Here is a 20,947-nt window from a genome sequence, read left to right as displayed (position 1 = left end):
GCGCCCGTTAAATCCTGATCGTCACTGCCTATCGCCGACAACGGTACCGCCAGCGTGCCACCCGCATCCGTTAGCTCTAAGTCCGTGCCGTTAATCGCAAACCCCGTGTTTAACTCGTTCGTCGCATCCGCGTCCGCGTCGTCTATACTGATACTAATGGGATTACCCAGTTCATTGGTATAGGTAAATGTCCCATCGCCGTTATCGACGATGGTTGTAACCGTCTCTTTTAATAACACAACCGTGCCATCCGACTTGGTTATCGTCGCAATGGGGTTAATATTAAGGGCCGTGTTATCATCGGTGATATCAGCCACGCCACCCACTGAAAAGGTAACATCTGACCCATCGTTATTTGTAAAGGTATACGAACCATCACCATTATCAGTCAAATTGGCTTTATCAATAACAAAAGCCGTCCCCGCCTCATCGGTATACGTCAATGTGCCGTTCGCATTATCTACAAGCGTAGTCAAAGTCTCTAGATTTTTGACTGCGTCAGTTAGGTTAATTTGGTTGGTGACACCCGCTTCATCAGTATAGTCTAAATTGGTATTGTCCGCGTTAAGCCCTAGTGTGGTTAACGTCTCGATAATCGTTTTCCATTCTACGGCATCACCTGCTGCATTGGTGCTTAGCACTTGGTTAGGCGCGCCATTTTCAATTTTGTCAGGCGTGATGCCTTTGTCGGCAACTTGTATACCAGCATCAACGATGGTTGCACCCAAGCCGTTGGTCACTAAAATCGAGGCATCTGTCGCCATCAGATCTTTACCGTTTGAAGTCGTCGTGATTCCTACCCAAACATTAGCGGCGGCATCCCAATAATAAAACCCAGGTGCAACTACATTAATTGTTGTGCCTGCGGGTGCAGATGCCGCTGCCTCCACATAAACTAACGCACTATTTTGTGGCGCACCATACGCTGTTTTGGCCGCCAACTGATCGCCCGTAATACGTGGCACAATGACGCCATCAGCAACACCCGCACTGGCTGGCTCACCGACGACATCTAGTGTCGCTTGTGGCGAAAAAGTCCCCACACCTACTTGAGCGCGCACGCTGTGGGAAACACCTAATGCTAAAAGAATCGCCAGCGAAATGGCGGAAAATCTCGCTTGAGGACCGAGACTAAAGGTAGTAAGTTTCATCGAGGACTCCATGTTATTTAACTAAAGTATAACCAATAATTTATTGCTTTTCAATCACAGACTACAACAAAAAGCACATTATAAGTAAGAAATAGTCTTATTCAAAGCAATTATTCAACAAGTTTAATTAATTGATTTAGCTTAACATGACAACCAGATACCGCATAAAAAACCCCAATCAATTGAACCACTCAAACTGCATTTGTTATCACTACCTTTGATATCCGATATAATAAATAACTAGATTTAATTGCCAACGCCGACCAATTGGTACTATAATCCGTTTGTATGGTTAGCAGGATAACTCACCACTAAGACGTCACTGAGACGTCACTGAGACTACCGAAACCCTACCCTGAAAAAATTAAAAGCACCCCATCAACCAATTAAGCAAACACTAGGAACACTTATTCATGCTCAACGATAATGCCACCTCTATCTTTGATGAGATGCACAGCGCGGATGGACAAATCAGACCAGCCTACCAAACGCTAGCAAATTGGTTAACGCAAAAACGAACGCACGAATTAATTGCGCTCAACCAAAAAGCACTGGCGTTATTTTATCGCAAGGGTGTTAGCTTTACCGTCTATGGTGAGTCTCAACAAACCGAACGCATTATCCCCTTTGATATTATCCCTCGTATCATTGCTAGCCGTGAATGGAATATGTTGCAAAACGGTTGCACCCAGCGCATACGCGCGCTTAATGCTTTTCTCTACGACATATACCACAAGCGCGACATTATTCGAGCTAACTTAATCCCTGAAGCCGTCGTTTTGCAGAACCCGTGTTACCAACCTTGGATGATGAATTTAGATTTACCAACGGCGATTTATGCGCATGTCAGTGGTATTGACTTAATTCGCGACAATGATGGCGAATACTATGTACTAGAAGATAACCTCAGAACACCCTCTGGTGTCTCTTATATGATTGAAGGCCGCCTGATTAGCCAGCGGCTATTAGGCGATACGCTGGACAAAAACAAAGTCCTACCTGTTGACAACTATCCTAGTTTACTCAAATCTTGCTTGGTTGAGAATAGCCAAATCGACGACCCCTTTATTGTCGTATTAACCCCTGGGCGCTACAACAGTGCTTATTATGAACACACGTTTTTGGCCAGAGAAATGGGTGTACCACTGGTTCATGGCTATGATTTATATGTCGAAAACAACGGGGTTTATTTGCGCACAACCAGCGGCCCCAAACGAGTTGACATCATTTATCGGCGTATCGATGACGACTTTCTAGACCCGCTGGTCATGAATCCAAACTCTGTTCTCGGTGTGCCTGGGTTGATGGCGGCCTATCGAAGTGGGCAGGTCATTATTGCCAATGCACCTGGCACAGGCGTTGCTGATGACAAGTCCATTTACCCTTATGTCAACGAGATGATCAAATTTTACTTAGGCGAGCAGCCGATATTGCACAACGTACCCACCTGGTTGTGCCGAGACAAAGCGGATTTAGATTATGTTTTAGCACATTTGGACACGCTGGTTGTCAAAGAAGCGCAAGGCTCTGGTGGCTATGGCATGCTCATCGGCCCCAAGTCTAGCAAAGCAGAAATCGCCGCTTACCGCGCCCGTATTTTAGCCGATCCCGCAGCCTTTATTGCCCAGCCGACGTTGGCGTTATCGACTTGCCCAACCTGCACTGAAGAGGGTATCGCCCCGCGCCATATTGATCTGCGCCCCTTTGTATTGTCAAGTCCTGACAAGATTCGCCTCTCTGCAGGCGGACTAACCCGTGTTGCGCTTCGTGACGGCTCGCTGGTCGTTAACTCTTCGCAAGGCGGCGGGGTAAAAGACACCTGGGTCACGCAAGAAAACTCAGCAAACTCAGTAGGCCAAGGAGAATAACATGATACTACCCTTATCTACCGCAGGCGATTTGTGTTGGCTGGGTCGTTATATGTATCGAACCATTACGATACAACAGCGCACAGCTATTGTGAATACTAGCGCAAAGACTAGCACGGAAACTAACACGGGTACTGGCACAAATATTGTCGTCGCCACGAACACACCACCCGTATCCGCCGAAACCTACCTGGCGTTAATGGGCATCAATAGCCAAGCTTTGCACGAAAACACAGACGAACAGACCCGCACCGAACACTTAGCAAGACAGTTGAATACCGTCATTTTACCTGCGCTATTTAATCATATCAATGACAATGTGCAAACGGTACGAGGCGTAATCGACCGCGATGCGTACCAGTTATTCAACGATGCCAAATCCCTTAAAAATGATGATAGCCTTCGGGCTGCTTGCCTGCAACTGCATGCTTGCTGTCAAGCCATGCGCGCCCAAGAAACAACCGTCGCCGCCTTTTGGTCGCTCGGTTTCAGCATTGAGCAATTAGATGAGCATCTTCGCATCAACGACGCAATCAGCGCGCATTTCCGTCAATTCGCAGTCGCTGCCACATCGCTGCCTGATTATCCTGCTTGGAACACACTCAAACTGCCTGCACAAGCCCTGGTCTTTACCCAAGACCACGTCGCATTCACCGATTGGCTCACGCAATTTTATCACGTATTTGACCAGCGACTATAACCAGACCACCATGAACCTATTTATCCATCACGAAACCCAATATACCTACGAATCGACGGCACAGCATAGTATTCAGCTGCTTAGATTAACCCCACAAACAACCGCAGGGCAAATCATCAACAAGTGGCAACTCAGCGTCCCCAACATCGGCAATGAATTTTTTGACGGCTATGGTAATTTTTGCACAATCATTAACGTACACGAACCACATCAAACCCTGCGGTTTTCTGTCGACGGTGAAGTTGACCTCATTTACGGGCTAACACACATCAAAGACGAGCGTAATCCCGCTGGGCTCTTTTTAAAACAAACACCGTTAACCCGATGCTCTGATGCGATGCTGGCTTTTGCCTCGCCTTATTTTAGTCACCCCATTACGCAACACCGCTTAATTGATTTTAGTCACGCACTATTAGACCATGTCGTTTATGCACCGGGTGAAACACACGTGATGACCACAGCGGACGAAGCATTCGATTTACAGCGCGGCGTCTGCCAAGACCATACGCATATTTTTTTGGCCTGCGCACGGCATTTTCAATTGCCCGCGCGCTACGTCTCAGGTTATTTATTCACCGATGACATTGACCATGCCGCCACCCACGCGTGGGCAGAAGTCTATTTAAATGGTGATTGGTATGTCTTTGACACCAGTAATCGGTTATTTACCCCATCACAACATATTCAACTTGCCATCGGTTTAGACTATAATGATGGCGCACCGATTCGCGGCGTCCGTGTAGGCGGCGGCCAAGAAAAGATGAACTATGCCGTGAGTGTGATGAACGAACAACAGTAGCAGGTAGCAATAGCAGATAGCAGTGGCAGGCGATAAAAGTCGCCTATAACAAAGGTACCGCCCCTGCATGACTACCGTACAAAAACCCCACTCACCAAGCTAATCAATACAGTACCAACATTTCAATTAACCAACTTTAACAGTGACTTAATCATGACATATTGCGCAGCCATTAGGCTAAAAACAGGCATCGTTTTTGCCAGTGACACAAGGACAAACGCTGGAATTGACCACATTTCTACGTTTAAAAAACTCTTTACCTTTGGTCAACAGGGCCACTGTTTTTTCACCATTCAGACGGCGGGGAATTTAGCGACTTCACAAGCCGTTATTAGTCTTATTAACAACGATATTAACGAAGACAACGAACGTAGCATTTACCGTCAAAACACACTATTTGACATTGCCAATTTGATTGGTGAACATGCGACCAACGTCGCCAAAGAAAGCGAACGTCGTGCCGTGCATACAGGCAATAATTTCACCAGTTCATTTTTAATCGGCGGGCAAATTGCTGGCGAAGCGCCCGAATTATTCCTTGTCTATGGTGACGGCAACTGCCTGCATGCAACACGCGACACGCCTTTTTTGCAGATTGGCGAAAGCAAATATGGCAAACCCATTCTAGATCGCGTCATTAACTACGACAACACCATTGATAAGGCCATCCACGCGCTATTGGTCTCGTTTGATGCGACGATTCGCTCCAACCTATCGGTAGGCTACCCCATTGATCTCCTCGTCTATCAAAACGACTCCCTCGCGCAACCGACAGGTGTTCGCCTAGATACCGACAGCGTATATTTAAATCAGGTGAGACAAACTTGGTCAGACGGGTTATTGGGTTTACTCGATAACCTCGACCATCCGCCATCTGACTACTACACCTAACCGCAAAGCAAGATAATACAAGACAAGACAAGACAAAGCAAAGCAAGGAAAATAAAAAAACCAAACAAAATGACAAGCTGACTTGACATTTAAATCTAAATGATAATAATTAGCATTTAGATTTAAACAATCTAGCTTACTGCTTAACCCTTTTTAAGTAGCCTTTTTTACATTCGAACACAACGGAGTCATTTATGTTGAAAAAAAGTCTCATTGGCGCATCACTTGCCCTTATCGCAGCAGCCAACACCGCTAGCGCAAACGAAGTGAATATCTATTCGTACCGACAGCCCTTTTTAATCGAGCCTTTTTTGGAGCGATTTACCCAAGAAACGGGTATCAAAACCAACGTTGTTTTCGCCAAAGAGGGCATCTTTGAACGCATCAAAACCGAAGGCGACCTATCACCTGTGGATTTAGTACTAACCGTTGACGTCGCGCGATTGGCATCAGCGTCTAAAAAGCATGATTTAGCACAACCCATCATCAGCGATGTCGTTGCCGCCAATATTCCAGCACAATTTATTGGTGAAGATAATGCCTGGGTGGGACTCAGCAAACGGGTTCGTATCATTGCCACATCCAAAGAGCGCATGCCACTCGCTGATGCACCAAAAACCTACGAAGACTTAGCCGACCCCCAATACCAAGGCAAAATCTGTATCCGCAGCGCAAAAAACATCTATAACATTTCATTAATTGCTTCAATGATTGCTGCCCATGGCGAAGCAGAGACAAAAACTTGGTTACAAGGCGTCAAAAATAACCTCGCCAGAAAACCACAAAGCAATGACCGTGGTCAGGTGCAAGCCATTGCAGAAGGGGTTTGTGATATTGCCGTACTCAATAACTATTATATTGGCGCAATGCTAGAAAAAGCAGACCAAAAAGACTGGGTCGATACCATTAACATCACCTTCCCGAACCAAGACGATCGTGGCGCACACGCTAATGTTTCAGGCGTTGTCCTCATCAAAAGCGCCCCGAACAAAGACAATGCAATGAAACTCATTGAGTTCTTAACCGAAGACACCGCCCAGCAAATGTATGCAGAAGCCAACTTTGAGTACCCATTAAAGGCCGACGCCCAATTGTCTGATTTGGTTGCATCTTGGGGGGATTACAAAACCGATTCACTAGAGATGTCTAAGCTCTATGACTTACGTGAGCAAGCGCTCAATCTCATTGATGAAGTCGGCTTCGACGATTAAAAAACAGTTAATCTAGTCATTAATTAATAAAGGAATTGCATAAAATTGCATGAAATTGCATTAATACAATGCACACAAAATAAACCCCACTCACCTCGCGGCATAGACAAATACACTTGTCCATGCCGCGTTATTCGTTATAATAGGGGCCAGACTGCGGCATAATGCAAATTATTCGCATTCCTATTTAATCGCTACTTGATCCTATTCGCCCCCCTACTGAGCACTAAAACTGCCTTGACTATCGAAATCTACCACCCATCCAGCAGGCCAGCCAAACGATTCGCGATTGGACACTTGTCTTATCGTTGGCCGTGGTACGTCATTTCGTTGTTGGTTGCATTAATGGTTATCATTCCGTTGATGACGATTTTTGGTAAAGCCTTTGCCACCCCCGACAATATTTGGCTACACCTGTGGCAACACAACTTAGGCCACTACAGCAAAACCTCATTACAGCTGATGTCTGGTGTGGCATTACTTAGCCTAGTGATTGGTATTACAACCGCCTATGCTGTCGCAAAATATGATTTTATCGGCCGCCGATGGCTAGAATGGATGCTCGTTTTACCGCTGGCCGTACCGACTTATTTGCTCGCATTTGTTTACACAGATTTGCTCGAATACGCAGGCCCTGTGCAAAAATGGATACGCCAAACCTTTGATTTTCAAAGCGCCCAAGACTACCCGTTTTTTGAAGTCCGCTCTATGGGCAGCGCCATTGTCACGTTTTCGTTTGTCCTTTATCCTTACATCTATTTATTGGCGCGCACGGCTTTTTTGGAACAGTCCAGCCACTTTAATGACAGTGCGCGCGTGTTAGGTCGATCCAAATGGGCGATATTTTTCCATGTCAATCTGCCGCTCGCACGGCCTGCGATTATTGTTGGGCTTATGCTGATTTTGATGGAAGTGTTAAACGACTACGGCGCGGTGCATCATTTTGCATTGCAAACCTTTTCACAAGGCATTTATGATTATTGGCTAGGCCGCGATAACATCGAGGCTGCCTCGCAAATTGCCTTGGTCATGCTCAGCTTTATCGTTTTTTTGGTCATCGCCGAACAAGGCTCGCGCAGCAAACAGGCGCTATTTCAAAAACACCATAATCACACACAAAAACGCAAAACCTGCCACAAAACCCTCTCTGCAGCGCTGTTTATGCTATGCCTGATCCCCGTAACCATTGGCTTTTTAATCCCGACCAGCCGATTGGTGTTTTTTGTCGTTCGCTATTTTGAACAATTAACCCACAATAACCTATGGCTTCCTGCGTGGCATTCGGTCTCGTTGTCATTGACGGCTGCTGCCGTGGTCACTTTTATCGCCCTATTGATTAATTACTCGCGTCGCCTCGTTGGTACGCCGTTTATCAAAATCTGTTCGCTGATTGCCAACCTCGGTTATGCCATGCCTGGCGCGGTGTTGGCGCTGGGTATTATGGTGCCTTTTGCTGCCATCGATAAACTCATCAACCAAGCCACTCGCACACTATTCGACCAGTCCGTCGGCTTGGTGTTGAGCGGTAGCGTGATTATTTTAGTTGCCGCCTATAGCATTCGCTTTATGGCGATTGCTCAGGGCACACTACACAGCAGTTTGGAAAAAGTCACGCGCAACATGGACTACTCGGCAAAAACACTGGGCAGCAGCAACAGCGAACTCATCCGCACCATCCATCTACCCCTCATTAACAAAGGCATCTTAACCGCCATGCTGATTGTATTTGTCGATTGCATGAAAGAACTCCCCGCCACGCTAATCCTGCGCCCCTTTAATTATGAAACACTTGCCACGCAGGTTTTTCAATACGCCTCCGATGGACTCCTCGCCGAAACGGCGCCCGCCGCCCTACTCATTGTTATTGCAGGCCTCATTCCAATTATGCTGCTTAACCGACAAATCATGGGGCGCTAACACGAGCCATTGCAACGCATCATCCTAGTCCATCGTAACGATACGTGGTTACCTGTCCGCCATCGGTCTCGGTAAGGGTATTACCACTAGCATCGTAGGTATAGGCAACACTGCCTGCACTCAGTAACCAATCGTTGGCGTTATAGACGTAGTTAGTCAGCACACCGTTGGTCGTCGATTGGATACGATTACCATTATTCGCCGTATCGACCAACTGACTGGTCTCACTATTGATAATGCATTGGGTGTCGTATTGGAAATTGTTAAGCGGTGTGCTAATCAGCTGGTCACGGGCGTTGTATTGCCACTGTCCAGTATTCGTATTCTTGCCCGTATTGGTGTCGCCCAGTAATTCGCTTAAGCGATTACCCACCTTGTCATACGAATACGTCTCGTTATCCAAGGTCGGGGGATTGGCTTGAATCAAGCGAGTTTGACCGTTTTACTTCATGAAAATTTTGCTAATTTTTTTTGAATAGCGCATCACTACTAAAGAAATCACCACCGAAAAAAAAGTTAAACTTATTTGTCTAAAGATTAACAATTTATTCTGAGTTAACTCAAACGAATCATAAAATAGAATTAACATTATAAAGTCTAATAGGTACGGTAGGCTATATAAAAAGAAGAATAATCCAGTTATAAAAACCAGGTGGTTTGGACCGATAGTGCATGACTGGTCATTTGTCTCACTTTTTTGATTTATACCTAGAATAGTTTTAGGTATAAACCATAACAAACAGGCAGAAAAAATTAGCAAAAAATTAACAACATAATAAACAAATAACGAGTATTCTTCATCCTTATGAATAATTGGATGATAAAAAACCATATTTGCAAATAAAAATAAAACAAATGCTAAAATAATTAAACGATAAACAGAAATGGCAAACATCACCCTTCATACCCTCCTCTTTTACATATACAATTACTAGGAATATCTTTAGATAAAGTTTTTACCCAAAAAAATTCACGCCTATACTGACAATCATCCCCTGTAGGGCACTGCAAATCCCAGCACTTGCGATTTATACAAACCATGACATAACAGTAGTGTTTGGGTATGCACGGCATAATAAAACCACCTGAAGGACATTCTGGCGTTGGGATATCAAGATTATCCAAATCAGGAATGGGATTTCTAGGCGGTCTAGGTCTAAACGAAGCAGATTGCAACCCCAATTCATCCATAAACACCAACGGACTTTGCCCTGCATACCCATACGTATTAATGCCACCTGCTAACCCGATCGGGTCGGTTTGCAAGTAGCGACCTAGGTTAGGATTATAATCTCTGTGGTAGTTTTGGTAAAGGTTAATTTCTTCGTCATGAACCTATAAAACCCATCCGTGGGCTTTATCCTTGTGCGCTTGCTAAGGCAAATGCGCACTGCGGACTCGCGTTGGCTTACGCCGTAATCCGCCGCGATTCAAAACGTGCTCCTGCCGTTTTTTGACCCAGGAAACGCAACGGGTTTTCCACCGTCTCGGTGGTGATTTGTATGTCAAAATTAACACGCTGGGGCCTGATAAAAGCCCTGATAGATAACATTTACGGGGCGACATTCGCGGATTTGTCGGTGAGTAGTTGTGGTGTAAAATTGGTTATTGCTGGGGATGGTCATTTTGGTAATAGCTGTATTTTAGGGTGGGATTATTCGCGCTCCCTGCTTTGTCGATTTTGACCAATGGATTGGTGCTTGAAAATCCAAACGTTCTGCCCCATATACAGGTTATGTTAAATATTTACAGGAGAACGCATCATGCGAATTGACAAATTTACTTCCCGCTTACAAATTGCGCTTTCTGATGCGCAATCGATGGCGCTTGCCAATGATAATCAATACATTGAGCCAGCGCATTTGCTGTATGCCATGCTCACCAATGACAATGATTCAATCAAGCCATTACTGACCAAGTTAGGCGTGCAAATCGGCAAATTACAAGCCGACGTCAAAGACTTGGTCGATGCCGCCCCCAAAGTCAGCGGCGCTAACGACGGCGAAGTCCACATTTCACAAGAACTAGGCAGATTATTCAATATCATGGATAAATTGGCGACAAAACGCGGGGATAGTTATATTTCTAGCGAATTATTTTTGCTCGCGCTGGTCAGTAGCGGCAAAGATCTGCTCGCCAAAATCGTCAAAGCCGCAGGTATTAACGAAACCGCACTGGCGCGAACCATTGATGACGCGCGTGGCGGTGAAACCATTAACGACCCCAACGCCGAAAGCAACCGCGATGCACTAAAAAAATACGCCATTGATTTAACCGAACAGGCGGAAAAAGGTCAGCTCGATCCTATCATCGGGCGTGATGAAGAAATTCGTCGTGCGGTACAAATCCTCCAACGCCGTCGCAAAAACAACCCCGTACTCATCGGCGAACCTGGTGTGGGCAAAACGGCCATTGTCGAAGGGCTTGCCCAACGCATCGTCGCGGGCGAAGTCCCTGACAGCCTCAAAGACAAACGCGTTTATTCGCTAGATTTGGCCGCGTTAATGGCGGGCGCAAAATACCGAGGGGATTTTGAAGAGCGCCTCAAAGCCGTCCTCAAGGATATCGAAAAAGCCGAAGGCAAAGTCATTCTCTTTATTGATGAAATCCATAATTTGGTTGGCGCGGGCAAAACCGAAGGATCAATGGACGCTGGCAACATGTTAAAACCCGCCTTATCACGCGGCACGTTACAATGTTTTGGCGCGACAACGCTGGATGAATACCGTGAATACATTGAAAAAGACGCCGCACTAGAGCGTCGATTCCAACAAGTCCTCGTTGATGAACCCAGTGTTGAATCCACTATCGCCATCTTGCGTGGATTACAGGAAAAATACGAGGTTCATCACGGCCTCAATATCACAGACCCTGCGTTAATTGCGGCGGCAACCTTATCGCATCGCTATATTACCAATCGTTTTTTGCCTGACAAAGCGATTGATTTAATCGACGAAGCCGCTGCGCGAATTCGCATGGAGCTAGACTCTAAGCCAGAACCACTGGATCGAATCGACCGCAAGATTATTCAGCTCAAAATCGAAGCCGTATCGCTCAAAAATGATGATGATAAAATCTCAAAACAGCACTTAGCCGATATTCAGGCCGAAATTGCTGAGCTGGAAAAGGCATACGCTGACCTAGAAGAAATCTGGATGAGCGAAAAAAACACCGTCATGGGATCCGCGCACATCCGTGAAAAAATCGACCAAGTTAAATTCCAAATCGAAGCCGCGCGGCGCAAAGGTGACCTAAACAAAGTCGCCGAGTTACAGTATGGCAAGCTGCCCGAATTACAAACCCAGCTCGACCAAGCCGAGAACATGGGCGATAAAAAAGACTTTCAGTTATTGCGCAACGAAGTCACAGACAACGAAATCGCTGATGTCGTGTCGCGCTGGACAGGCATCCCTATGTCTAAAATGCTAGAAACTGAAAAAGAAAAACTACTGCAGCTTGAAGCACATCTACACGAACGCGTCATCGGCCAAGATGAAGCAGTGACAGCGGTTGCAAATACCATTCGTCGTTCGCGGGCAGGGCTATCAGATGGTGGCAAACCGATTGGTTCTTTTCTGTTCATGGGGCCCACGGGGGTTGGTAAAACAGAATTGAGCAAAGCGCTCTCGCAGTTTTTATTCGACTCCGAGGATTTAATGGTGCGAATCGACATGTCAGAGTATATGGAGTCCCACTCGGTGGCGCGGCTTATCGGCGCACCACCAGGCTATGTCGGCTATAACGAAGGCGGCATGCTAACCGAAGCCGTGCGCCGCAAACCATACTCTGTTGTCTTATTTGACGAGGTTGAAAAAGCACACCCCGAAGTCTTTAATGTACTCCTGCAAGTATTAGACGATGGACGACTGACCGATAGCCAAGGCCGTGTCGTTGATTTTACCAATACCGTCATTATTATGACCTCTAACTTGGGCTCGCAACAAATCCAAGAAATGACCGAAGCAGGTCAACCCAACGAAACCATCGTGCAAACCATCAGCACCATTGCTGGATCGCACTTTAGGCCCGAGTTTATCAACCGTATTGATGAGATGGTGGTATTTAATCCGCTCAACCAAGCCGCAATTCGTCAAATTGCCCAGTTACAATTTGATAAACTGGCAAAGCGCGTAGCCGAAAAACACATCCAACTCAGCATTACCGATGCCGCATTGACGTTTATCACAGAGGTGGGCTACGACCCTATCTTTGGCGCAAGGCCGCTAAAACGCGCCATGCAGCGTGAGCTAGAAAACCCACTCGCAACTGCGTTACTCAGTGGTCAATTTGCCCCTGATGACCATATTGCGATTGACATGGATGACCATGCATTGGTACTTAACAAAGCCAACTAATCCGCTGCCACGGGCAACACGCCGATATTTTTGCATATTGGCGCGCTTGCCCGTAAAATAGCCCCAGTAATCACAACAACCTAATCACAACAACTGGCTACTGTGTAATGTCTATCAATCAATCGGTTCCTGCTTTCCATCATGCGCGTGTTCTCGTGGTTGGGGATATCATGCTAGATAAATATCTACATGGTAAAACCCAGCGTATTTCCCCCGAAGCACCTGTTCCCGTTATTCACCTTGAAAAAACCGAATACCGTGCAGGTGGTGCGGCCAATGTCGCGATGAACCTTTCGGCGCTGGGCGTGCAAACCAGTTTGATTGGGGTTATCGGCGAGGACGAAGTCGGGCAACAACTCCATCATCTATTGACGCAACACGGCATTGATTTTCATCCTTGTCATGCGCCCAACGCCACGCCGACTATTTGCAAAACCCGCATCATTAGCCAACACCAACAGTTACTACGCATTGACCAAGAGACGCTGCCCTGCACTAGCGAAGCCATTGCACCAACCTTTGCGCAATTGGTGGCTGACTTTGATATCATCATTTTGTCCGATTATGCCAAAGGCGCGCTCAACGACTGCCAACCATTAATCCAACTGGCTAAAGCACAACAAAAAAAAGTCCTCATTGACCCCAAAGGCAATGATTTTAGCAAGTACCAAGGCGCCGACCTAATCACCCCCAATATGAGCGAATTACGCCAAGTTTGTCAGGGTAGTCACCTCGAGGATGACGACAGTCTTTATCAAGCGGCACATCAGCTGATTAAACAACTGGGCTTATCCGCGCTGTTAGTCACCCGTAGCGAAGCAGGCATGACGCTATTCAGCCATCATAACGACCACAGCGACCACAATAATCAGCAACCCCCAACGCATTATGCCGCCAAAGCCAAAGAAGTCTATGACGTCACAGGTGCTGGTGATACCGTGATTGCAACCCTAGCGGCGGGGCTTGCGGCTGATTGTTCACTCACCGAAGCCGTTGAACTCGCCAACTTGGCGGCGGGTATCGTGGTTGGGAAATTAGGTACCGCCACCGTCACCCCACGCGAATTAGACAAAGCCCTACACGACACCCGATTTATTCAACAAGGCTACCTCAGCGAAGCCGACTTACTCAACGAGCTCAGCAAGGCCAAAGCCAAAGGCGAAACCATCGTCATGACCAATGGCTGTTTTGATATTTTGCACACAGGGCATGTGGCTTACCTTGCCCAAGCCAAAGCCCTTGGCGACCGACTATTGGTCGCCATTAATACCGATGCCTCCATCAAACGCCTCAAAGGCAGCAACCGCCCTGCCAATCCGCTAAAAAGTCGCGCCCACGTCTTGGCTGCCCTACGCGCGGTTGATTGGGTCGTAGCCTTTGACGAAGACACACCAACACGCATTATCGAAGCCTGCGCACCCAATTATTTGGTCAAAGGCGGCGATAACCAACCAGAGAATATCCCTGGTGCGCAATCGGTTATCGACGATGGCGGACAAGTCCTCGTCATGGATTATATTGATGGGTTTTCAACCACGGCAACCATTAACCGCATCAACCAAACCACAGACGTCAATGACTGAGCGCAATGACTAAGTGGCTAAGTGATTAAGTGACTAACTTCCATGAATAAAACACGATGACTGAGCAATCTACACCCATGACAATTGATGCGCTCATTGTTGGCGGCGGCATCGCAGGGCTATGGACGCTTGCCAAACTCACCAACGCAGGCTACCGCGCCTTGTTGGTTGAAAAATCGGCACTAGGCAGCGGACAAACCATCCATAGCCAAGGCATCATCCACGGTGGCACCAAATATGCCCTGCTGGGAAAAATGACCAACGCCCAGCGTCAAATCGCGGGCATGCCAGACTACTGGCGCGATTGTCTTGCTGGTAACGGTGAGATGGATTTAGGCGACGTCACCTGTCATACCCAAGCCCAAACGCTATGGGCGTTACCGCAATTATCCAGCCGTGTTACGGGGTTTTTTGCCAGTCACTTAATGAAAAGCCATGTGACAAAAATACCGACCGCGGATCGCCCCCCAGTGCTACAGCACCACCAGTGCCAAGGCAATTTTTATGCGCTAAACGAGCCTGTCCTCGATGTCAAATCCCTGCTGATGTGCTTTGCGAACCGTTACCGCCACCACATCATCACAGATGCAAAATGGCAGCTCGCACACCCTCAGGCTGATAACGCTTGCGATAGCACTTTCGATAACAATTGTGCTTCCGATAACGATGGCGATGGCAATGGCGACTACAAAATCGTTTCTATCAAAACCGCCAATACCACATTGACCGTCAAGGCAGCGCACATCATTTATACCGCTGGCAAAGCCAACGCCAGCTTATCTAACGACACAGCCAACCAACAAATTCGTCCGTTACGCATGGTGTATGCCCACGTTCCCAAGACGTTTGGGCAGTTATACCTTCATGTTTTAGCGGCCTCGGACAAACCCAGACTCACCATCACCACCCACCCCTATGACGAACAGACAAATATTTGGTATCTCGGGGGGCACGTTGCAGAGACTGGCGCGCATTTAAGCGACAGCGAAACCATAACCCTCGCAAAAAAAGAATTAACGGCGATTTTCCCTTGGTTAGACTTTAGTCAATGCCCATTCGCAAGCTTTGTTGTGGATCGTGCCGAGGGCAGCCATGCAGGCAATCGCCCCGATACGCCTGTCGTACATAGCGACTCACAGACAATCGTTGCATGGCCGACCAAGCTGGCCATGGCGCCTATGCTCGCTGATGCCATTGTAGCCATGGTAGCGAGGCTATCTCCAACAAACCCACCTCAGACAAACACCGCTCACACCGCGCCCCCCACCTTTGCCACGCCACGCATCGCCAACTACCCGTGGGAATGCAATTAAATTACAATCATTTTTGCCAATCTTTTTTGCAGAGTCTAATTATTTGTTCACCGAATTAACAACAAGCAACAAATCTACTTTACTTATCGCCACCCTCGTCCAAAACCTTATGCGCCAACAAATTGCGGAAATGAATATCGCGTTGTGGGTAGGGAATTTCAATATTATGCGCTTTAAACTGATGCCAAATCTCACGCAATACCGCCGTTTTAGTTCCCCATAACGGCGACTTATCTAAATCAATAAAATACTGCAGGCGATACGTAATTGCCGAGTCTGCGTATTCCCACATGACGACTTCTGGCACTGGGTCTGCCAGTATCGATTCATTGGTATCAATCACGTGGTTTAATAGCGCCATGACTTCATCGGGTGAATGACGGTAGCTTGCGCCGACATACAATACGGTGCGTGTGATGCTATCGCTGTGTGTCCAGTTAGTAAAGCTGTTGCTAATCACATCGCCATTGGGGATGATAACCTCCTGCTTATCAAACGTTTGCATCGTAATTGCCCGCATACCAATCGATTTAATTATTCCTTCATGCGTGCCAACGCCCACCCAGTCGCCCGTTCGCATCGGGCGTTCAAGCAAAATAATGATGCCTGAGATGAAATTTTTGGCAATATCTTGCAACCCCAATCCAATACCAACACCCAATGCCCCTGCAAAGACGACCAACGAGGTCAAATCAATACCCAGCGTATTGAGCACAATCAACAATCCGACCAAGACCATAAAGTATTGACCAAATATCGCAAGCGACTGCCTAACACCTAAATCTTTGATACGAATAAATAACCAGTGATAGCTAAACGTTTTAAACCATTTTGCCACTCGTACGACGACATAAAATGACAACATCAGTAATAAAATTTTCAACGGCGTCACTGGACTGTCACCTAGATTGACTAGCGGATAATTGAGTATCGTTAACATCCGATTAATCAATAGACTATCTGCCTGCCACTGCATGACCGCAAACAGCCCCCAAACGACCGAAGCAAACCACACCAGTTTCATCAACGTTGCAATGGGTGAGACGATATCTTGCGCAATAAAGGCACCATAAGTGAATTGCTTGATACTTAGCAATTTCATTTTTTTGCGCAGGCGATTGATGCCAGCTAAGCCAACGAGCAACAACAATAGACTGCCCAAAATGGCAACCATATGTATCAGTACCGCCCAGGCCAGTAAACCAAACCCCAACAGCCCCACAACACAGGTCGCGATAACCAGCCACGGCAGCCCCAAAATAAGCCATCGGTATAGTTGATATCTGCGTTCGCTCAACGTGGTCTTTAGTTGGCGCAAGTAAACGTGCAACGACGGCTTAAATATCAGCATTGACACCAGTAACAGCAATAAAAACAAACGCTCAAATAACATTACGGTCCAACGTTCTGCCAAGCTCAGTTTGGCAAGCACCAGCAGAACCGCAATAATCAGCAACAAAGACAGCATCGCTGTCCGCAATCGGCATTGAACGCGAGAAACCATCGATAAACGCTGCTCAACCCGCCTTAGCGCATTGATAGCAACGACCACAATCAACGCCATCATCAAACTATAAATAATACCGCTACTTGGCGACAACAAGCGAACCCCATAAACCAAGCCCATTATCAATAGACTCACCCCAATGAGGTGCAGGTCACGCAAATAAATCATGCCTCGTTGGGGTTGGACGTTAGCGGTCTGGGCATTGGTGGATTGGGCATTGGTGGATTGAGCATTGGGAGATTGGATATTAGTGAGTTTGGCAAGGGTTGTTTTGCTCGCACCCCAAACAAGCCGTTGGCTTAATTTAATCCAAATCAACAGACACACCAGCAAACCAAGCAGCAACAAAGCCGTCTTGGCGATATTTTCTGTCATTTTTTTGAATAGGTTTTGTACGCTAATCTTTACTTGAAAGGCAATTAACGCCAACGAAGAAGGCACTTGCTGCCAAGCCGCGCGCAGTGTTTGTGGATGATAAAAATCGGTTTGTACCAATAAGCTCTGCTGTTTTTTATTCGCGACTTGCTGACCGAGTGCTTCAGCGCTCGCCGTCAGCTGTAGCAATTGATAATCAATTGTTCTTTTACGCAGCGCCAATGCAGCACTGATTAGCTCGTCCTCACCGACAATTTCACTGCGTGCGCTGTATTGTTGTGCGTGTTGTACCAGTGTTTTTTGCAAGTTCTCTAAGGCGGAAATAGCGCTATTAACCTCGTTAAGGCGGGCGCTCATTTGTTCTAGTGATTGTGCGGAGAGGTTACCCCGATGGCTTAACATCAAGGCTTCTTGGGTGAGAATATCCGCAATCTGGCTATCCATTTCCGATAGCGTTGCCAATAAGGATTGTTGATAAATTTCACCCTGCAAATCCGCGATTTCAGTTAGCGTCATGGATTGGTTTTGCTGTCGCAGTTTTTCTAATAAGGCCGCCGCCTGTGCGCTATACTGTGCCTGTGTTTCATGATACCGCCTTTTATTCAGGTCATTGCCAGACGGACTTTGTTGACGCGATAATGCAGCGCTTAGTGCCTGTTGCCAACGTGTCAGCACGTCACTAGCATGTTGGCAACGCGCAAACTGTGACTGAAATGCCCCAAGCTGGGTCTCTAGCGCAGTCAGCGTATTAGGCAGCTGCTCGATCAATCGCTGGTGAAGCGCCAGGCTCTCCACAGACAACTGGTTTTTATTCAAAGGATTATCTAGCAGCTGATTGACAGACACCAGCATATCGTTCGCTTGATAATACCGTGTTTTTGCTTGCGTCAAGGTTTGATTGTGCTGCTGCAACGCCTGACAAAAATTATCAACTTTGTCATTAATTTCATTGGTTTGTGCCATCTGCTGCAGCGTTACTGTGTCGCTAGTTAGCTGCTGAATTCGTGATTCAATTGTCGCCGCATCAATGGGAAGCGATTCTAAAACAGTGGCTTGCTCCATCAGTGTATCAGCCTGCGCCAAGTCTGTCTCGATTTGTCCCGCCAACTCAGTAATTTGTTGAATTTTATCGACAAGCGATGCCGTTGTCGAAGACACGGGTTGCTGGGTTGTGGGTTGCTGGGTTGTCGATTGCTGCGTTGTCGATTGCTGAGGGGCGTCAGGTTGCGTATCCTGCGCACTTGCCGTCATTGCCGCAAGCATTACCGCAAGCATTACCAAGCGCACAAGTGCCGCACCAAGCTTTCTGGCGACAAATCCGACATTCGCCACAGCCCCTGCGCCCTTTATCCGCATAAATCCTTACCGTTCATGTCAACTGGCATTATTGTCTCGTTTATTGCCTCGATTATTGTCTCAGTTATGATTTGGGTAATGTCACGCCTGTTTGCCCTTGGTATTTTCCTGCGCGGTCTTTATAAGAGGTGTCGCAAACTTCATCTGATTGAAAAAACAACATCTGGGCAACGCCTTCACCTGCATAAATCTTGGCAGGTAATGGGGTAGTATTCGAAAACTCTAGCGTGACATGGCCTTCCCACTCAGGTTCTAGCGGGGTCACGTTAACAATAATACCGCAACGCGCATAGGTCGATTTCCCCAAACAAATAGTCAGCACATCGCGTGGAATTTTAAAATATTCAACCGTATGCGCCAAAGCAAAGGAATTCGGCGGAATAATACAAACGTCAGATACAATATCCACAAAGCTGTTTTCATCAAAATTTTTCGGATCAACCACCGATGAATTAATATTGGTGAATATTTTGAATTCACGGGCGCAGCGGACATCATAGCCATAACTCGACGTACCATAAGAAATGCCACCCGCTTTACCGTCGTGACCGACGCGAACTTGCCCTGCTTCAAACGGCGAAATCATGTCCTGTTCGGTTGCCATTTTTTTTATCCATTTATCGCTTTTAATTGTCATTCTTAATGCCTCGTATTAATCCAGTGACTGCCTCGTCAAATGACTGCTCAGTCAATTATTTTCAGTTGATTGTCTTCAGTCAATTGTCTTCAATCAATTTTTATCTGCTATTTCGTGGCACTACCCACGATAACAGACCGCCGTTTACTGGTTGGGTTTATTTTCTACCGCAATTTTACCAAACGCTTGGCTATACCCCTTAGGCTTTTTTGCGATTTCAATCGCAATTTTCATCGCAATATCACGATAACGCTGACTAATCGGGTGGTCCGCCTCTGCACTGACTAACGGCAAACCTGCGTCTAAGCTTTCCCGCAATCGTCTGTCTAACGGCACATCGCCTAAAAAAGGAATCGTAAACTGCGCCGCCAATCGCTGCCCACCCTCGTGTCCAAAAATTGGCGACTCGTGCCCACACTGCTCACAAATATGGGTACTCATATTTTCAATGATACCCAAATTATCGATTTGCATTTTATTAAACATCGCCACGGCACGTCTGGCATCAATCAACGAAATATCCTGAGGTGTCGTCACCACCACAGCACCTGTAATTGGCATTTTTTGCGCCATCGTCAGCTGAATATCGCCAGTACCTGGTGGTAAGTCAATCAATAAATAATCGACATTATCCCACGCCGTGTCATTGAGCAATTGCTGCAACGCAGCCGTCACCATTGGACCGCGCCATATCATCGCGCTATCACCATCGACCAAATAGCCAATTGAGTTAGTCTGTAATCCGTGTGCGATAACCGGTCGCATGGTTTTATCATCTTGCATTTCGGGGCGTGTTTGTTTACCTAGCATCGTCGGCTGGCTAGGGCCATAGATGTCAGCATCTAATAGCCCAACGCGCGCACCAAACTGAGAAAGCGCCAATGCTAAATTAATCGCCGTTGACGATTTTCCGACACCGCCTTTGCCAGACGCCACCGCAATGATATTTTTCACGCCTTTTTTGGCAACCGTGTTGGGTTGCGTTTTTTTCGCTTCAACGCGCGTAGCTATCGTGACCTTTAGCCCGGGATAACGGTGTGCTAATAGCTGCTCCAGCTGGGTTTCTAGTGCATGGCTGTAAAGCCCCAATGTCACCGTGATCTGGTCACCCATTTGTTTGAATTGTGCAATATCACCAACTCGTGTCACGTCGGCGTTGAGCGCCATATTCTCTAGCTCTTGGATGTTAATTGATACCATCGTACCCCTCTTTTTTATTCACTATTTTTTTTGATTTTATTGCCTTAGATTCATTGCCTTGACTTTATCGCTCTGTACTTATTG

The 20,947-nt window shown here is 46.8% G+C and carries 14 protein-coding genes and 1 pseudogene; 9 read left to right on the top strand and 6 right to left on the bottom strand.

The genetic code is table 11. The features are described 5' to 3' along the window. Nucleotides 1-1,151: pseudogene (locus GCU85_RS05575) on the bottom strand (hypothetical protein); the annotation flags it as partial. A 413-nt stretch (nt 1,152-1,564) separates the two neighbouring features. On the opposite strand from GCU85_RS05575, the gene GCU85_RS05570 reads away from it, so the two are divergent. The 6 genes from GCU85_RS05570 to GCU85_RS05545 all read left to right on the top strand — a co-directional run bounded on the left by GCU85_RS05570 (nt 1,565) and on the right by GCU85_RS05545 (nt 8,537). After that, nucleotides 1,565-3,019, top strand: a complete 1,455-nt coding sequence (locus tag GCU85_RS05570; RefSeq protein ID WP_152810191.1) for a circularly permuted type 2 ATP-grasp protein — start codon at nt 1,565-1,567, stop codon at nt 3,017-3,019. A gap of 1 nt (nt 3,020) precedes the next feature. Beyond that, a complete protein-coding gene (locus GCU85_RS05565; protein ID WP_152810190.1) occupies nt 3,021-3,719 on the top strand; it encodes an alpha-E domain-containing protein in 699 nt (232 codons plus the stop codon). 10 nt (nt 3,720-3,729) lie between these two features. Next, nucleotides 3,730-4,518 (top strand): transglutaminase family protein, encoded by a 789-nt coding sequence (locus GCU85_RS05560; RefSeq protein ID WP_218110563.1) that lies wholly within the window; start codon nt 3,730-3,732, stop codon nt 4,516-4,518. A 153-nt stretch (nt 4,519-4,671) separates the two neighbouring features. Continuing rightward, entirely contained in the window at nt 4,672-5,409 is a 738-nt protein-coding gene (locus tag GCU85_RS05555; protein WP_152810188.1) for a peptidase, read from the top strand. A 194-nt stretch (nt 5,410-5,603) separates the two neighbouring features. Next, a complete protein-coding gene (locus GCU85_RS05550; RefSeq protein WP_152810187.1) occupies nt 5,604-6,620 on the top strand; it encodes an extracellular solute-binding protein in 1,017 nt (338 codons plus the stop codon). A 237-nt stretch (nt 6,621-6,857) separates the two neighbouring features. Then, on the top strand, nt 6,858-8,537 hold the full coding sequence (locus GCU85_RS05545; RefSeq protein WP_152810186.1) for an ABC transporter permease: 1,680 nt from the start codon (nt 6,858-6,860) through the stop codon (nt 8,535-8,537). Nucleotides 8,538-8,556: 19 nt separating this feature from the next. On the opposite strand, the gene GCU85_RS05540 is transcribed toward GCU85_RS05545, so the two are convergent. Together GCU85_RS05540 and GCU85_RS05535 are read right to left on the bottom strand one after the other, a co-directional pair. Then, the gene (locus GCU85_RS05540; RefSeq protein ID WP_152810185.1) at nt 8,557-8,964 is read right to left on the bottom strand and encodes a hypothetical protein; all 408 of its coding nucleotides are present in this window, start codon (nt 8,962-8,964) and stop codon (nt 8,557-8,559) included. A gap of 467 nt (nt 8,965-9,431) precedes the next feature. Beyond that, nucleotides 9,432-9,857, bottom strand: a complete 426-nt coding sequence (locus GCU85_RS05535) for an RHS repeat domain-containing protein (protein WP_328592797.1) — start codon at nt 9,855-9,857, stop codon at nt 9,432-9,434. Between the two features lie 443 nt (nt 9,858-10,300). Between GCU85_RS05535 and clpB the strand changes: the two genes are divergently transcribed. The 3 genes from clpB to GCU85_RS05520 all read left to right on the top strand — a co-directional run bounded on the left by clpB (nt 10,301) and on the right by GCU85_RS05520 (nt 15,788). Next, nucleotides 10,301-12,892 carry an ATP-dependent chaperone ClpB gene (clpB, locus tag GCU85_RS05530; RefSeq protein WP_152810183.1) on the top strand — a complete coding sequence of 864 codons (2,592 nt, stop codon included), beginning with the start codon at nt 10,301-10,303 and terminating at the stop codon, nt 12,890-12,892. A 113-nt stretch (nt 12,893-13,005) separates the two neighbouring features. Next, the gene (hldE, locus tag GCU85_RS05525) at nt 13,006-14,475 is read left to right on the top strand and encodes a bifunctional D-glycero-beta-D-manno-heptose-7-phosphate kinase/D-glycero-beta-D-manno-heptose 1-phosphate adenylyltransferase HldE (RefSeq protein ID WP_407944975.1); all 1,470 of its coding nucleotides are present in this window, start codon (nt 13,006-13,008) and stop codon (nt 14,473-14,475) included. Nucleotides 14,476-14,531: 56 nt separating this feature from the next. Continuing rightward, nucleotides 14,532-15,788, top strand: coding sequence for an FAD-dependent oxidoreductase (locus GCU85_RS05520; protein WP_152810180.1), 1,257 nt, complete (start codon nt 14,532-14,534; stop codon nt 15,786-15,788). Nucleotides 15,789-15,867: 79 nt separating this feature from the next. Here GCU85_RS05520 and GCU85_RS05515 read toward each other — a convergent pair whose 3' ends face one another. From GCU85_RS05515 to apbC, 3 genes are all read right to left on the bottom strand, one after another. After that, a complete protein-coding gene (locus tag GCU85_RS05515) occupies nt 15,868-19,026 on the bottom strand; it encodes a mechanosensitive ion channel family protein (protein ID WP_152810178.1) in 3,159 nt (1,052 codons plus the stop codon). A 64-nt stretch (nt 19,027-19,090) separates the two neighbouring features. Continuing rightward, nucleotides 19,091-19,663, bottom strand: a complete 573-nt coding sequence (gene dcd / locus GCU85_RS05510; RefSeq protein WP_152810176.1) for a dCTP deaminase — start codon at nt 19,661-19,663, stop codon at nt 19,091-19,093. Between the two features lie 144 nt (nt 19,664-19,807). Then, the gene (apbC, locus tag GCU85_RS05505; RefSeq protein WP_152810174.1) at nt 19,808-20,863 is read right to left on the bottom strand and encodes an iron-sulfur cluster carrier protein ApbC; all 1,056 of its coding nucleotides are present in this window, start codon (nt 20,861-20,863) and stop codon (nt 19,808-19,810) included. Nucleotides 20,864-20,947 lie beyond the last annotated feature (84 nt).

Origin of the sequence: Ostreibacterium oceani (assembly GCF_009362845.1) — a bacterium.
Classification (GTDB): Bacteria; Pseudomonadota; Gammaproteobacteria; order Cardiobacteriales; family Ostreibacteriaceae; genus Ostreibacterium; species Ostreibacterium oceani.
The sequence above is the reverse complement of the archived record's forward strand: the minus strand, read 5'-3'. Positions and strand labels throughout refer to the sequence as shown.

Bases quoted from the DNA above. Each gene is read 5' to 3' on its own strand.
- GCU85_RS05560 (WP_218110563.1), top strand. From the start codon at position 3,730: ATGAACCTATTTATCCATCACGAAACCCAATATACCTACGAATCGACG.
- dcd (WP_152810176.1), bottom strand. From the start codon at position 19,663: ATGACAATTAAAAGCGATAAATGGATAAAAAAAATGGCAACCGAACAG.
- GCU85_RS05570 (WP_152810191.1), top strand. From the start codon at position 1,565: ATGCTCAACGATAATGCCACCTCTATCTTTGATGAGATGCACAGCGCG.
- clpB (WP_152810183.1), top strand. From the start codon at position 10,301: ATGCGAATTGACAAATTTACTTCCCGCTTACAAATTGCGCTTTCTGAT.
- GCU85_RS05520 (WP_152810180.1), top strand. From the start codon at position 14,532: ATGACTGAGCAATCTACACCCATGACAATTGATGCGCTCATTGTTGGC.
- GCU85_RS05555 (WP_152810188.1), top strand. From the start codon at position 4,672: ATGACATATTGCGCAGCCATTAGGCTAAAAACAGGCATCGTTTTTGCC.
- apbC (WP_152810174.1), bottom strand. From the start codon at position 20,863: ATGGTATCAATTAACATCCAAGAGCTAGAGAATATGGCGCTCAACGCC.
- GCU85_RS05515 (WP_152810178.1), bottom strand. From the start codon at position 19,026: ATGCGGATAAAGGGCGCAGGGGCTGTGGCGAATGTCGGATTTGTCGCC.
- GCU85_RS05565 (WP_152810190.1), top strand. From the start codon at position 3,021: ATGATACTACCCTTATCTACCGCAGGCGATTTGTGTTGGCTGGGTCGT.
- GCU85_RS05550 (WP_152810187.1), top strand. From the start codon at position 5,604: ATGTTGAAAAAAAGTCTCATTGGCGCATCACTTGCCCTTATCGCAGCA.